This is a genomic window from Rhodococcus sp. NPDC060090, assembly GCF_042729855.1.
Lineage (GTDB): Bacteria > Actinomycetota > Actinomycetes > Mycobacteriales > Mycobacteriaceae > Rhodococcus.
On record NZ_JBHWXB010000002.1, the window covers coordinates 448,245 to 462,507 of the forward strand.

Here is a 14,263-nt window from a genome sequence, read left to right on the forward strand (position 1 = left end):
CGATAGCGATTGCCTGCAGACAAGCATTTACCTCATCGCGGGGCGGATAGACTGCACAGCATGTTCTTCGGCACCCGCAACGGCGTAGAGGTCATCCTCTTCGTCTTGTCGTGGGCCGCTGCCGTATTCCTCACTATCGACTTCGCCACCGCCGGCAACACCTCGGCGCTGCTCGCGGGGCTTCTCGTGACCGTCGCGGCGGTCGCCGTGCTCGTCCTGGTGTGGCGCGCCGACGACCTGCTCTACGCGCTCGGTCGCACCACCCGCGGGCCGACGGAGGAAGAACATCGTCGACACGGTGAACTTCGTCGGCACTCTCATCCGAACACCGCCGGTCGTCCCCGGCCGCGCGCACCCGGTCCCCGTGCGGGGACCGTCGCGGCCGCCATTCTCTGACCGATCGGTTCCCGCTTCCTCGCGTTCATCGTCAGTAACGAGGAAGGCCCCTCCACATGTCGTCACACGACCCCGTCGTGTCCATACGCGACGCCGAACGTCACTACGGTGGCTTGTGCGTCTTCACCGATCTGAGCTTCGATGTCGCGGCCGGTGTGTGCTGCGCGATCGTCGGCGCCAACGGCGCCGGAAAGTCCACACTGCTGCGATGCGTGGTCGGTGCCGAGCGGCTCGACCACGGCAGCATCACCATCGAGAACAATCCGGTCGACGAGTCTGCACCGACATTCCGTGCCGCAGTGGCATCGGTCGTCGGTGATATTGCCGTGTTCGCGCACCTCACAGCGCATGAACACCTGCAGCTCGTGGCCACCGCCCACGGCGTACCCGACCCGTACGGGCAGGCCTCGCGGGTGCTGGACGACGTCGCACTCGCCGATGCGGCAGACCAGCTCCCGGTCACGATGTCGAGTGGTCAACGCCGCCGCCTTGCCCTGGCATCGGCATTCGTTCGTCCGCGCCGGCTCCTTGTGCTCGACGAGCCCGAACAGCACCTCGACGCGGACGGACGAGCCTGGCTGACCGATGCGATCCGCGCCGAGAAGCGCGCAGGCACCGCCGTGCTCCTGGTTTCCCACGATTCCTCCCTCGTCTCCGAGGTCGCGGACGACACGGTGGATGCAGACTCATGGCGCTGACCGATACCCCTGCATCCATCCCCACAGTACGAACCGTGTATTCGTTGCGACGCAGCTTCGAGCGCAGTCATATTCCGCGATCACACCGCGAGGGCATGATCTTCGTGTCGGTCCTGGGCGCGTACGTCTGCGGTGGGCTCGTGTGGTGGCTGGTGACGCGTCCTCCGACGGTGCTCACCGAATCGCTTCTGTTCGAAGGAGACCGAGGGCAAGGGGCGACGTGGGGCTGGGCGGTCTTCGCGATTCTCGCTGCGGTGGCGACAGCAGCGTCGCGATCGCTCGGACCGGTCACCACCGGGGGTGACACAGTGTGGTGGGTCCTGTCCACACCGGTCGACCGTGGTGCAGTGCTCCGCCCGCGCGTCCTCACGGTGTTGTGCACTGGAGCGGTGGCCGGTGCAGTGGCGGGACGTCTCGCTGCGTTTGCCGCAGCACTGGGAAACTGGTTACCGCTCACGGTCTTCGGGGCGAGTATCGGACTCGGCGTGGTCGCTGTAGCGGTACTCGTCCAATGCAGGGTGCTGCCGGCGTGGGCGCCCCATGTGCTGGCTGCGGTGTTCGCAGTGACCGGTTCTGCGGCGGCGTTGTGCGCTGCTGTGGGCGTGGCGGTACCGATGATCGCCACATGGGCGCCCATCGTCCTTGCCTGGGTCGTGGTGTTGCCGGTCGGTATTGCCGCGGTGTCGGTCTGCAGCCGTATCGGCCTCGCCGAGCTCGCAGTGGGAGCCGACATGAACGTCGCTGCGAGCGTAGCGCTCACGAGTCTGGACCTGTCGGTGCTGACCGGAGCTACTGAGCAGAGAGCGTGGCGGCGGGTGGCTCGTTGTCCGTCACGTGCATTGCCGAGGGGTCGTGCTCGTGCGTTGATCTGGAGCGACGCGCTGCGTCATCGGCGGCGCCCGTCGTCGCTTCTGGTCGCTGCGGGCGCGGTGTTCGCGGGATGGGCTCTGGCTGCGATGCTGTCGCCCATTGCGTCCGCGTTGGCTCAACTCGTGTTGGTGTCCGGTGTGGCAATGGTTTTCAGCGGTGGACTACGGGACCTATCCGACAACGGCGAGTTACGCGTGATGCTCGGTGCCGGTGATCGTGCATTGCGGATACCTCTGATGGTTGTCCCGATCACTGCTGCCGCGACGACAGCGTTCCTGACGGCGTTCCTGGCGGCGATGAATCCCGTGGTGATGATGATCGTCCTGGTCGGAGGATGCGTGGCAGCCTACCGGGCAAGGACGCATCCCCACACGGATTACGACGGTCTGATTCTGGAAACGGCAGTGGGACAGATACCTGTCGATCTGATCCGGCAACGGATGCGAGGGCCGGACGTCGTCGTGGCCGCTGCACTACTTCTCGTACTCGTGAGCTGAGAAGGCCGCTCGCGCCGGGTGCGAGCGGCCTCGTCCCGGAGCCCTACCAGTCGCGTTCGACGATATCGATGGTGCCCTGGCAGACGGCATTCTTGGTGTTGACGAACCACCATCCACCACCGGTCTGAACGGTGACGGTGAAGTCGACCGTTCCCGTCCCGGTGAAGGTCCGGTTGATCGGAATGCCAGGGTTCGGACTCCACGCAGCCTGGTCGCTGACGCTGCGCCCGGACTCACCCGTGTTCCGATTGGTCCAGTCGACGAGTACCTGCGTGCCATACCAGTTGGGTCCGATGCTCGAGACGATACCGCCCGTCGGGCGAGGTAGATCGTTGCCGCCGCTGAGCAGAAGTGACGGAACCAAGTCGTTGCCGCCCGGTGGAAGTGATTCGCCGGACCCTGCCCTGACGAACCACGTGAACGACGGTGACCACGGGAGCGGATTCGCGCTCGTGCACGTCATATCCGTGGACGTCGGTGCAGCGTTAGCGACGCCGCCTCCACCGACCAGCATTGCCGCACCCAGTCCGGCTGCCGTGAGTGCGGAAGCACCCATACGACGCATGTTTCGCTTGCTCATGACCACTCCTCCGCTATTTCGATATCCATGTGACCTGCAGATAGAGATGCAATCGGTCTATCGGAGTCGGGCCGCGAACTGTCACAGATGTGCGAACGAATGCGTATATGTCACAAACGAGGACGTCCCCGGACGTGCCGATGTCCTTCCGTCAACCGGGAAACGAGGCACTTCTAGAACAAGTTCTATGTAAGGATGGCGCGACGGGCATCCGAGGCCCCGTCGCACATCCGGCCTGGAAGGAGAGGCGCATGTCCAACATCGAGGACCGTCTCACTCGTCTCGAAGCGCTCGAGGAAATCAAGATGCTCAAGCATCGATACTTCCGGGCGTGCGACGCCAAGGACGCGGAAGCGATGCGGGCGTGCTTCGTCTCGAAGGGCGCCGATATTTATTACGGGCCTGCACTCGGAAGTTTCGACAACGCCGATGGACTCGTCGACATCTACTCCAGAATCGCCCTGCAGCGTGTCGACGACCGCTACATCATCCTCGACATGCACCACGGAATGCACCCGAGTATTTCGATCACCAGGCCGGATTTCGCGACAGGCGCGTGGACACTGCGGTTCCGGCAGGTGGATCTTCGTGCCCGTACCGAGCGGGTCACTGCGCTCGACTACGACGACGACTACGTCATCGAGAATGGCGAGTGGAAGATCTCCAGGTGTCACGTGAAGGTGTTGTGGTCGATCGAACGCACTCTGACCGACGATGTGAAAGTGGTTCAGTGACATGGCAGAACGGTACATGGCAGAACGGGACACGGCAGAACGGAAAGTGGCGCTCGTTACCGGAGCGAGCCGTAGCGTGGGTAAGGGCATTGCCTGCGCGCTCGGGTCCGACGGCTGGACTGTCTACGTCACGGCACGCGGACCGGTCGGAGAGGACGGTCCGCTCGACAAGGCCGCCGCGGCGATCACCGAACGCGGCGGCCATGGCATTGCCGTGCAGTGCGATCACCGTGACGACAAGCAGATCGCCGGGTTGTTCACGCGCATCGCCGACGAGCAGAACGGCCGGCTCGATCTACTGGTGAACAATGTGTGGGCAAGTCCCAAAGGGTTCGCCGGATTCACCGACCCGTTCTGGAAGCGTCCGGTCGATGATTGGGACAGTCTCATCGGCGTCGGTTTGCGGGCCCACTACGTCGCCTCGGTCGAGGCTGCCCAGCTCATGGTGCCGCAGGGCCACGGGATGATCGTCAACATCTCGTCGTTCGGCACGCGTGGATACCTGCACTCGGTGCTGTACGGCATGTCGAAAGCGGGCCTGGACAAGATGGCTGCCGACATGGCCGTCGACCTGCGCGGTACCGGCGTGACCGCACTGTCGCTGTGGCCGGGACTGGTGAAGAACGAGGCCATGCTGGCCCGCGGCCTCGACAATTTCCAAGGTTTCCCACTCGCCAATGCCGAGACACCCGAGTTCATCGGACGTGTAGTCGTAGCGCTGGCAGCCGACCCGAATGTGAACGAGCGCAGTGGTTCCACGCTCATCACCGCGGAGGCAGGAGCGGACTACGGAGTGGTGGATATCGAAGGAAATCAACCGGATTCGCACCGGGAACTGTTCGGCGGGGGTCCTGTCTTCGGAGGTTGACCGGCAATCAGGTGGTGCTCAGGTGACACGCGACCTGACCTCCACCGGGCACCTCCGTGACGGCGGGACTCTGCTCGCGGCATATCGGCATCACCAGTGGGCAGCGGGTGTTGAACGCGCAGCCACCGGGCGGATCGGCCGGGTCGGGCAGTTCTCCACTGAGTCGGATACGTTCTCGACGGCGCTGACGCTCGGGGTCGGGAACTGGGACCGCAGACAGGAGCGCCTGTGTATAGGGATGTGCAGGTTCTGTGAACAGCCGCTCCGAAGGACCCCATTCCACGATCCGCCCGAGATACATCACCGCTGTGGTCTGAGCGATGTGGCGCACCACCGCGAGGTCGTGGGCGATGAACAGGTACGCGATGCCAAGTTCCGCCGACAGCCGCTCGAGAAGTGCGATCACCTGGTTCTGTGTGGACACGTCGAGCGCGCTGACGGCCTCATCCGCGATCACCAACTTGGGTTCCACGGCGATCGCCCGTGCGATCGCGATGCGCTGGCGCTGCCCGCCGGAGAACTCGTGGGGATAGCGTTCGGCGTGTGCGCGTTCGAGTCCTACCTGCTCGAGGAGGTCACCGACCTTGGAGCGACGTTCCGCCGCGTCGAGATCGGTGTGGACTTCGAGCGGTTCTGCAATCGCGTCACCGACAGTGCGTGAAGGGTCGAGCGACGAGTACGGATCCTGGAACACCATCTGCATGTTCCGCCGCGTGGCTCGGAGCTCTTGCTTGCTCAACCTGGTCACGTCGACGCCGTCGAGCAGGACTGATCCGGCGACAACATCGACCAGCCGAAGGATGGCGCGTGCGGTCGTGGACTTACCCGACCCCGACTCACCGACCAGGGCGAAGGTCTCACCGGAACGGAGGTCGAATGTGACGTCGTCTACGGCGCGGATGACCTGCTTCTTCGAGAACATGCCTCGCCGTATCGGAAACTCGACGCGCAGTCCGCGCACACTCAGCAGTGTCGACGGGCTTTCGGTCTTCACGAGTTCAGTGGTCATCGGCATCCTTCCAGGATCAGTTCGGAGACCCGCGTGCAACGTGACATGTGGCTGCCTGCCACGTCGACAAGGCTGGGCGGCGATGTGCAGACGTCGGTGAAATGCTCACAGCGGGGGCCGAATCGGCAACCTTCGGGGGCCGCTCCCGGAGCCGGCGGGCTCCCCGGAATCGTGTGCAACTCGCTGCGCCCTTCGATAGTGGGAACAGAGCGGAGCAGTCCCTCGGTGTAAGGATGCCGAGGCGACGAGAACAGGTCGTCGGTGTGTGCTCTCTCGACCACCTGCCCTGAATACATCACCACCACTTCGGTGCACAGATCCGCGACGACCCCGAGGTCGTGGGTCACGAACAGCACTCCCATCCCGAACTGTGTCGCCATGTCGCGGATGAGGTCGAGAACCTGTGCCTGGATGGTGACATCGAGCGCAGTGGTCGGCTCATCGGCGATCAGCAGTGACGGCTCGCACGCCAGTGCCATCGCGATCATCACTCGCTGCCGCATACCGCCCGAGAACTCGTGCGGATACTGCCGGACGCGTTGTGTGGCGTTGGGGATTCCGACGAGATCGAGCACCTCGACTGCCCGCGCCAGTGCTGCTTTCCGATCGACCCGGCGGTGACGCCGCACCACTTCGGAGATCTGGTCACCGACGGTGAAGACGGGATTGAGGCTCGTCATCGGCTCCTGGAAGATCATCGCGATGTCGTTTCCACGGACATTCCCGAGTTCTCGGTCGTTCATTGCGAGAATGTCACGACCTTGGAACCTGATGCTCCCGGAGACGGTACGGGATTGCTTCCCGGGGAGCAGGCGCAGGATCGATGAGCATGTGACGGACTTGCCGGAACCGGATTCGCCGACCAGTCCGACCAATTCGCCGGATGCCACCTCGAGAGACACATCCTGCAATACAGGAGTCCAACCGGAGCTCCCGGAGAATTCCACACAGAGCCCGTCGATCGTCAGAAGAGGCTCGGTCATTGCTCACTCCGATTCTCACGGCCCACGGAATCGCGGATTCCGTCACCGAGTGTGTTGCATGCCAGAACCGCCGAGATGATGGCAACGGCGGGGATCACAACCGGCCACGCCGTGTAGTTCCACGCTTCGCGTCCTTCGGCCAGCATCCGCCCCCAGCTCGCCTCCGGCGGCTGAACTCCCAAACCCAAGAAGCTCAGCGACGATTCGGCGAGCATAGCGAATCCACATGCGAGGCTGATCTGAACGATCAAGGGTGAGAGAGTGTGTGGCAGAACATGCTTACGGACGATCATCGATCCCGGCGTTCCGATGCTGCGCGATGCCTCGATGAATGTGTTTTCTCTGACGCTGATGACAGCTCCACGTACCACCCGGAAGAACCGCGGACCGAAGACGACGCCGATGGCGAGCATTGCATTGGTGAGATCCGGCCCCATGACGCCGACGATGGCCATTGCCAACAGCAGGGGAGGGAAGCTGAGAAACGCATCGGCGATGCGCGAGATCACAGCATCCCACTTGCCTCCGAGGAAGCCGGCCACCAATGCCGGAATCACGCCGATGAGAAGGCCCACGCTCACGGAGATGAGGGCCGCGAACACAGCGACCCGCGCCCCGTACAGGAGGCGGGAGAGAGTGTCTCGACCTAGATTATCGGTGCCGAGCAGGTATCCGTCCGACAGCGGTGGCAGACGACGAGCGGACAGTTCCTGTACGAGTGGGTCGTGCGGGGCTATGAGCGGTGCAGCGATGCCGAGTACGGCAATCAGGATCAGGAACCCGGCCGAAGCGATCGCGGCCGGACGGGAGCGGAAGCGTCGGATGAACCGGCGACGTGGGGATTCGACGACAGCGCTCCCGTCGCTCGGAGGTTTGGTGTCGAGAGCGAGGTCGCTCATGCGGCGCTCCTGGTCTTCGGGTTGAGATAGCCGTACGAGATGTCGACGAGCAGACTCATCACCACCGTGGCGAACACGCCGAAGATCACCACACCCTGGATGGCAGGCAGGTCGCCGGACAGAACCGCCTGCACTGCGAAGTCTCCGAGTCCTTTGATCCCGAACACGGACTCGATGACGGCGGTACCGCCCAAGAGGAATGCGATCTGCATGCCGAGCACAGTTGCCGTGGGGATGAACGCATTCTTCAGAGCGTGCTTCCATAGGACACTTCGGCGGCTGAGCCCTTTCGCTGTGGCGGTTCGTACATAGTCCTGTTGCATAACTTCGATCATCGAACCGCGCAACTGGCGGGCGATCTCCGCGGCTGCGGCCAATCCCAGAGCGATCGCAGGCAACAGGAGGTGACTCAGCCACGGCCACAAGCCCTTTCCGAGCGGGGTGTAGCCCGTCGCAGGCAGTGCACGCAGAGTGAGTGAGAAGACGAGGACGAGAATCAGGCCGAGAACGAAGTTCGGTGTGGCGACACCGAGCGTCGCGCCCAGACCGGTGACCCGGTCCTGCCAGCTACCGGGTCGGCTTCCTCCGATGATGCCCGCAGGTATGCCGATCAGGAGGGCTACCACCACCGCGACCATCGCGAGGGAGAAGGTCACCGGAAGTCGATCGACGATCATATCCAGCACGGGTGCCTGATAGGTGAAACTCTTACCCAGATCGCCCTGTACCAGACCTACGAGGAAATCGAGGTACTGGACGATGACAGGCTGGTCCAGACCGAGCTCGACGCGCACAGCCTCGATCTGTTCGGGTGTCGCGGTTTCTCCTGCAATGCGGTGGGCGGCGTCGCCAGGCACCAGGAAGATGAGGCCGAAGGTAATGCCGGTGGCTATCAGCAGTAGCGGGATCACCGCCAGCAGTCGCTGCCCGATCAGTCGAAGCATTCTGAAGTTCCCTGTTCTCTCGAGACTCGGTAAGTTCGAAACCGGCTAGCTGCCGGCGACCCCGACTCCGCGCCATTCGTCGACCACCCGATTGGGTTCGTATCCGGTCACGCTGTCGGAGGTGATGGCTCCGAGTTCGGCGAACGCAACCGGAAGCATCGCGGCGTAATTCATCAGCGTGGCATTCACTTCCCCCAGCAGCTCCGCACGCTGGCCGGCGTCGGTCGCGCGGTTCGCGGCATCCATGGCTTCACGGAATCCCGGAATGTCGTCGTGTGACGGGTTCTGCGGCGAATCCTGGCCGTAGAACGACGTCAGTAGCAGCGACGGATCCGCTCGCCCGACCAGGGTTGTGAGGATGGCGTCGAGTTCACCGCTGTTGAATGCGGGGTTGAGGTCTGTGGGTGTCATCGATCGGATCTCCATGCCTATGCCCACTTTCGAGAGCTGCTCTTGCATGATCTGCGCGATCAGCTGGTTCTCGGGAAGATTGGAAACACCGGCAACAAAGGAGAACCCGTCGGGAAGCTCTGCAGTGTCGAGCAGTTGGGTGGCCTTGTCGGGGTCGAAACTGTACTGATCGGCCAGTGCATCGTTGTGTGCGAAGTACCCTGCCGGGAAATTCTGGTCGGCGACCGCCCCGTGCCCCTCGAGCGCGGTGTCGACGATGGACTCACGATCGACCGCGTGTGCGAGAGCCTGCCGTACCTCGAGTTTGCCGAACTCGCTGCGAGTCCGATTCAGATTGAGCACGTAGTTGTTGAGGCTGGTCTGCACGTCGAACTGGAGCCCCTGCTGTTCTGCAGGCGCCAGGGAGAGTGGTGTGGCCATGGCGGCGTCGAGTTGATCGGAGGCGATCGCGTTCGATCGAGTTTGCGGATCGGTCATGACGACCCATTCGAACCGGGCCGAGCCGATGGATTCCGGATCCCAGTAGTCCGTTCGTGCGGCGAACTCGTATTGAGCACCGGGCTGGGACCGAGCCACGGTATAGCGCCCTGCGCCAGCGGGTTCGAGCACCAGCGCAGCATCCTTGTCGGGAGTCCCGAAGGCGTTGGGAGTAACCATCATTCCTGGAAGATCCGACAGTGTGAGTACCAGCTGCGCACCCGGCCCGTTCAGATGCAGGACCACGGTATCCGTGCCCTGCTCCTGCACCGATTCGACTCCGTCGAGCATTGCGGCGGTGATCGAGTCGGGCTCGAGTGCCCGTCGGAGGTTGGCGGCTACGGCCGAGGCGTCGAGCACAGACCCGTCGGAGAATGTCACGCCTTGCCGGAGGTGGAGCGTGAGTCTGGATCCATCCTCGGAGAATTCCCACGATTCTGCGAGGCCGGGTATCGGGTTGGCGTCGAGATCACGGTGGATGAGGCGGTCGTAGACCAGATTCAACATCGTCGAGTCACTCGTGATGCGGGTCTTGTGCGGGTCGAACGACGATGCGCCGTAGGTGGTTGCGTATCGGAACGTGGCATTCGGGTCGGGTTCCGCGGAATCTCCCGCTGACGCGGAAGTGCCGCATGCGGTGAGTGCGAGTGCTGCTGCAAGCACGACAACGGCACACTTGATCGAACTTCGTGACATGGGAGTCCTCGGTTTGTATCGGCAACCGCCTATCGGCGGCCAAAGACAGGGGATGCGTGTGTCAGGAGCCGGCGATTCCGACGCCCCGCCATTCGTCGACCAACAGGCTCGGTTCGTAGCCGATCACCTGATCGGTCATCGTCGATCCGAGTTCGAAGAAGACCAGCGGCACTGCAAGTACGTTCTCGCTCACCACCGTCGAGACCTCACCGAGCTTGTCGCCGCGTGTCTGCAGATCGCTTTCGCGATTGGCTGCATCGAGGACGTCCTGGAATTCCGGGGTGGTACTGCGGGAAGGATTCTGCGGGGAGTTCTCGCCAAAGAGTGAGGAGAACAGCAGGGCCGGGTCCGAACGTCCTGTGAAGGTGGTGACGATCGCGTCGGCGTCACCTCGGTTGAACGTCGGGGACGCATCCGATGGGGGCAGCGGGTTGAGTTGCATGTCGATACCGACCGCCGCGAGTTGCTGTTGCACGATCTGTGCGACCTGCAGGTTTTCGGGGAGATTGAGCAGGATCGCAGTGAAGGAGAAGCCGTTCGGCAATCCCGCTTCGGTCAGCAGCCTACGGGCCTCGTCGGGGTCGTACGGATACGCGTCCGCGAGCTCGGGCTCGTACGCGAAATAGTCCTTGGGGAAGTTCTGTGTCGCAGCCTCGGCATGCCCTTCCATCGCGGTGTCGGCGATGGTCTGTCGGTCGACGGCGTGTGCGATGGCCTGGCGTACTTCGAGTTTGCCGAATTCGCTGCGTGTGCGGTTGAAGTTGATCGCCATGTGGTCGAGTCGCAGAGCGGTGTCGACGCGAAGACCCTGCTGGGTAGCTGCATCGATGGTCAAGGGCGTAGTGATGGCGATGTCGACGTCGCCTGCATCGACCGCGCTCAAACGTGCTTGCGGGTCGGTCATGACCGTCCAGACGAGCGACTCTGCGGCGATTGCTTCCGGATCCCAGTAGTCGGGGCGGGCAACGAATTCGTACTCGGCACCGGGAAGCGAGTTGGCCAGTGTGAACCGTCCGGCTCCTGCCGGTGTGAGCGCGAGTTGCGCATCCTTCTCCGGTGATCCGAACGCCGAAGGGTCGACGATCATTCCCGGGAGGTCGGAGAGCGCAAGTACCAATTGCGCTCCCGGGCCATCGAGTGTGAGTGACACAGTGCGGTCGTCGATCACATTCACCCCGGTGACGCCGGCAAGCATCGGAGCAGTCACGGAATCCGGTTCGAGCGCGCGCTGGAGATTGGTGGCGACTGCTGTTGCGTCGAGCGGGTTTCCGCTGGAGAACGTGACATCGCTACGGAGGTGGAAGGTCAAGGACTCATTGGCCAGCTCCCATGATTCGGCCAGGCCTGGAATCGGTTGCCCCTGGTTGTCCCGGTGCACGAGGCGGTCGTAGACCACGTTGAGCATGGTTGCGTCGCTCGTGATCTTGGTCTTGTGCGGGTCGAACACGGAGACGCCGAAGACGGTCGCGTAGTGCAGCGGAATCGATGAATCGACCGTGCCTGAAATCTCGGGTGTCGCAGACCCACAGGCCGTGAGGAGCAGCGAAGAGGCGCTTAACGCGACAACCCACCTGCGGATGGACATTCTTGTTGACGTAGCCGACATTGCACTCCAGATCGAATAATTCACGCACACAGAAAAATTGGCACGTGAATGAACTCCCGCCCCATTTCGTTACCGGTGCGAACCTAAGCTGTGGTGATGTGGCACACATCGGAACTCCCGCTGAATGGGAGTCGTGGGAGTTTGGAACGGCGAATCGCAGGACTGGACGAAGATTCGAAAACTCTTGCGAATCGAAAGTTCGTTCGATAGAATTTCGTTATGGGTGGGGACCTCTGGAAACTCGACAACACACAACTCATGGCCGAGACGCTCGCCGTCTCCGCCGAAATCCACACCTGGCAGGTACACCGCGTCGACCTGGTCATCGAAATGGTCGAACGCGACACCGTCAAAGAACACGGCTACCGCAGCCCCGCACACTGGCTGTGCGCCGCCACCAACCTCGAACTCGGTGAATGCCACCGCATCGAATCGCTGGCTCGGCTACTGCGGCTGGAACCGGAAGTACGCGAAGCGTATTCATCGGGTCTGTTGGATGCGGAGAAGGCACGGCAGATCGCCTACTTCTGCCAGCACTATCCCCGCACCATGAACCCCTGCGACTTCGAGAAAGCCCGCACCATCCTGATCGAGCATGCCTCCGAGCGGGTCGCCACGAAAGCGACCGTCCGGGCCGTGATCCGCCGACTCGAACACCTCTACAACACCGGCGACGGACCACCACCGGGTGAAGACTCCTCACGCAACGAACTGTTCGTCTCCACCACCTGGCACGGCCGAGTCGTCATCACAGGCGAGTTCGACGCCGTCACCGGTGCCCGCCTGCGGCATCTGCTCTCCCCACTTTCCGCGCCGAAGCCCGAGGTGGGCGGCGTCAAAGATGATCGGCCGGCGTCGAAGCGCAACGCCGATGCCTTCGATCAACTCCTGCAGTTCGTCGAAGCCGCCGGCCTCGTCCCGGTCGAGGGCGGAGTGAAGCCGCACGTGACGGTCACGGCCTCGATCAAAGATCTGACGACGAACACTGCGGTGAAAGAACTGTTCGCGAACAGTCCCGAGCACGGGTATGCGACCGAACCGTGGGCGGGCCCATTGTCGATCGATGCCGCCCGGATGCTCGCGTGCGATTGTCAGGTCACCCGGATCCTGCTCGACGAACACGGCGTACCGCTGGCACACGGGCAGACCCGCCGCACCGCAAGCAGGGAGCAGCGACGCGCTCTGGCGGTCCGAGATGGCGGATGTGCCTTCCCCGGGTGTTCGACACCGCCGGCGTGGGCGGCTGCGCACCATATTCATCATTGGGTCGACGGCGGTGACACCGACCTCGACAATCTGGTGATGTTATGCGGTCATCACCACAGGTTGATGCACCACACCGAGTGGGAAGTGGAGATGACCGACGAGCGTCGGCCGCAGTTCATTCCGCCCTCGAGTGTCGATGTGTTCCGTAAGCCGATTCCGGGGAGCATGCCGGATCTGGTCGCCTAGCTCCACAACAGAATACGAATACAGCAGACCGTCAACCAATGGTTGACGTCCGTAATGCGTCAACCTATGGTTGACGTATGACTGAGCCTACGCGTAGCACCCATCCTGTTCGCCTCGACGACCTCATCGAAGCGATCAAGAAAGTCCACCCCGACGCCCTCGACCAACTCCAGGACGCCATGATCGCCGCCGACCACCTCGGCGACGTCGCCGACCACCTGATCGGCCACTTCGTCGACCAGGCTCGCCGCTCCGGCGCATCGTGGTCGGAAATTGGCAAGAGCATGGGCGTGTCCAAACAGGCCGCTCAGAAGAAGTTTGTGGCCAAGGCCGACAACGATCTTGACCCGAACGACGGCTTCGGCCGCTTCACGCCCCGCGCCAAGAACGTGGTGATGTCGTCGATGAACGAAGCGCGCGCCGCAGGCAACGCCGAAATCGCGCCCGAACACCTTGCGCTGGGCTTGCTGGCAGATCCTGCTGGCCTCGCTGCTCGCGCGATCGTCGCCCAGGACATCACGCTCGACGACCTGCGACGCACCCTCCTGGCAGCCCTGCCGGCGAAGGCGACCGGCGAACTTCCCGAGCTCATTCCGTATGACGCGCAGGCCAAGAAAGCCCTCGAACTGACCTTCCGCGAGGCATTGCGCCTCGGACACAACTACATCGGCACCGAGCACATCCTGCTCGCTCTCCTCGAACTGGAGAACGGTACGGGAGCGTTGTCGTCTGCGGGAGTGGACAAGTCGAAGGTCGAGGAGAACATCACCGAATCGCTTGCGGCGATCGTGGCTGCACAAACGGGCACCCAGTGCGACAAGGCCTGACGGGTGTTGCTCAGAAATTGCTAGGCGTCCTCCCCGACAGTGTGCGTGTGCCGGAACGTCCGGTGCACGCACACTGCGAGGAGATCTGCCATGCACGAACTTCATATCGACACCACCTCGGCCGAAGATACGGAGGCCGGCGAGATGCTGCTTGCTCGGATCGTGGGGGGAGCGGCCCCAAGGAAGGAGCCGGTGCTCTGTTGCATGGAGATAGACGGTGTTAAAGATGCTTCGGTAATAGGGTGTGTCGCTGCGCGTGATTGATGCCGTGCTACTTGATCATTGAACAATGGCAGGGAAGAAGACTGATTCCGGC

The 14,263-nt window shown here is 62.8% G+C and carries 14 protein-coding genes; 7 read left to right on the top strand and 7 right to left on the bottom strand.

The features are described from left to right. The first annotated feature begins 60 nt into the window (after positions 1-60). Genes ACFWCF_RS04515 through ACFWCF_RS04525 form a run of 3 tightly spaced genes read left to right on the top strand, consistent with a single transcriptional unit; the run spans position 61 to position 2,461 of the window. Positions 61-396, top strand: a complete 336-nt coding sequence (locus ACFWCF_RS04515; protein WP_378489710.1) for a DUF6412 domain-containing protein — start codon at positions 61-63, stop codon at positions 394-396. A 56-nt stretch (positions 397-452) separates the two neighbouring features. After that, positions 453-1,094 (top strand): ATP-binding cassette domain-containing protein, encoded by a 642-nt coding sequence (locus ACFWCF_RS04520; protein ID WP_378557656.1) that lies wholly within the window; start codon positions 453-455, stop codon positions 1,092-1,094. After that, a complete protein-coding gene (locus ACFWCF_RS04525; RefSeq protein ID WP_378557659.1) occupies positions 1,085-2,461 on the top strand; it encodes a DUF6297 family protein in 1,377 nt (458 codons plus the stop codon). The genes ACFWCF_RS04520 and ACFWCF_RS04525 overlap by 10 nt, the downstream gene beginning before the upstream one ends. A 43-nt stretch (positions 2,462-2,504) precedes the next feature. Here ACFWCF_RS04525 and ACFWCF_RS04530 read toward each other — a convergent pair whose 3' ends face one another. Further along, positions 2,505-3,041: a hypothetical protein gene (locus tag ACFWCF_RS04530; RefSeq protein ID WP_378557662.1), complete on the bottom strand. Its 537-nt coding sequence runs from the start codon at positions 3,039-3,041 to the stop codon at positions 2,505-2,507. Positions 3,042-3,292: 251 nt separating this feature from the next. Between ACFWCF_RS04530 and ACFWCF_RS04535 the strand changes: the two genes are divergently transcribed. Beyond that, the gene (locus ACFWCF_RS04535; protein WP_378557664.1) at positions 3,293-3,775 is read left to right on the top strand and encodes a nuclear transport factor 2 family protein; all 483 of its coding nucleotides are present in this window, start codon (positions 3,293-3,295) and stop codon (positions 3,773-3,775) included. Between the two features lie 16 nt (positions 3,776-3,791). After that, positions 3,792-4,643, top strand: coding sequence for an SDR family NAD(P)-dependent oxidoreductase (locus ACFWCF_RS04540; RefSeq protein ID WP_378557667.1), 852 nt, complete (start codon positions 3,792-3,794; stop codon positions 4,641-4,643). Between the two features lie 7 nt (positions 4,644-4,650). Here the strand turns inward: ACFWCF_RS04540 and ACFWCF_RS04545 are convergent, their stop codons facing one another. The 6 genes from ACFWCF_RS04545 to ACFWCF_RS04570 all read right to left on the bottom strand — a co-directional run bounded on the left by ACFWCF_RS04545 (position 4,651) and on the right by ACFWCF_RS04570 (position 11,647). Continuing rightward, positions 4,651-5,652 (bottom strand): ABC transporter ATP-binding protein, encoded by a 1,002-nt coding sequence (locus ACFWCF_RS04545; RefSeq protein WP_378557670.1) that lies wholly within the window; start codon positions 5,650-5,652, stop codon positions 4,651-4,653. Beyond that, the gene (locus tag ACFWCF_RS04550; RefSeq protein WP_378489716.1) at positions 5,649-6,635 is read right to left on the bottom strand and encodes an ABC transporter ATP-binding protein; all 987 of its coding nucleotides are present in this window, start codon (positions 6,633-6,635) and stop codon (positions 5,649-5,651) included. Before ACFWCF_RS04550 ends, ACFWCF_RS04545 begins: the two co-directional genes overlap by 4 nt. Next, the gene (locus tag ACFWCF_RS04555; protein ID WP_378489717.1) at positions 6,632-7,534 is read right to left on the bottom strand and encodes an ABC transporter permease; all 903 of its coding nucleotides are present in this window, start codon (positions 7,532-7,534) and stop codon (positions 6,632-6,634) included. The genes ACFWCF_RS04550 and ACFWCF_RS04555 overlap by 4 nt, the downstream gene beginning before the upstream one ends. After that, positions 7,531-8,478, bottom strand: a complete 948-nt coding sequence (locus ACFWCF_RS04560; protein WP_378489718.1) for an ABC transporter permease — start codon at positions 8,476-8,478, stop codon at positions 7,531-7,533. Before ACFWCF_RS04560 ends, ACFWCF_RS04555 begins: the two co-directional genes overlap by 4 nt. Positions 8,479-8,523: 45 nt before the next feature. Beyond that, positions 8,524-10,062: an ABC transporter substrate-binding protein gene (locus ACFWCF_RS04565; RefSeq protein ID WP_378557673.1), complete on the bottom strand. Its 1,539-nt coding sequence runs from the start codon at positions 10,060-10,062 to the stop codon at positions 8,524-8,526. A 61-nt stretch (positions 10,063-10,123) separates the two neighbouring features. After that, positions 10,124-11,647 (bottom strand): ABC transporter substrate-binding protein, encoded by a 1,524-nt coding sequence (locus ACFWCF_RS04570; RefSeq protein WP_378557676.1) that lies wholly within the window; start codon positions 11,645-11,647, stop codon positions 10,124-10,126. A 240-nt stretch (positions 11,648-11,887) separates the two neighbouring features. Between ACFWCF_RS04570 and ACFWCF_RS04575 the strand changes: the two genes are divergently transcribed. Together ACFWCF_RS04575 and ACFWCF_RS04580 are read left to right on the top strand one after the other, a co-directional pair. Beyond that, on the top strand, positions 11,888-13,120 hold the full coding sequence (locus ACFWCF_RS04575) for a DUF222 domain-containing protein (protein WP_378557679.1): 1,233 nt from the start codon (positions 11,888-11,890) through the stop codon (positions 13,118-13,120). Positions 13,121-13,197: 77 nt separating this feature from the next. Next, positions 13,198-13,947, top strand: a complete 750-nt coding sequence (locus ACFWCF_RS04580; protein ID WP_378557682.1) for a Clp protease N-terminal domain-containing protein — start codon at positions 13,198-13,200, stop codon at positions 13,945-13,947. The last annotated feature ends 316 nt before the right edge of the window (positions 13,948-14,263 follow it).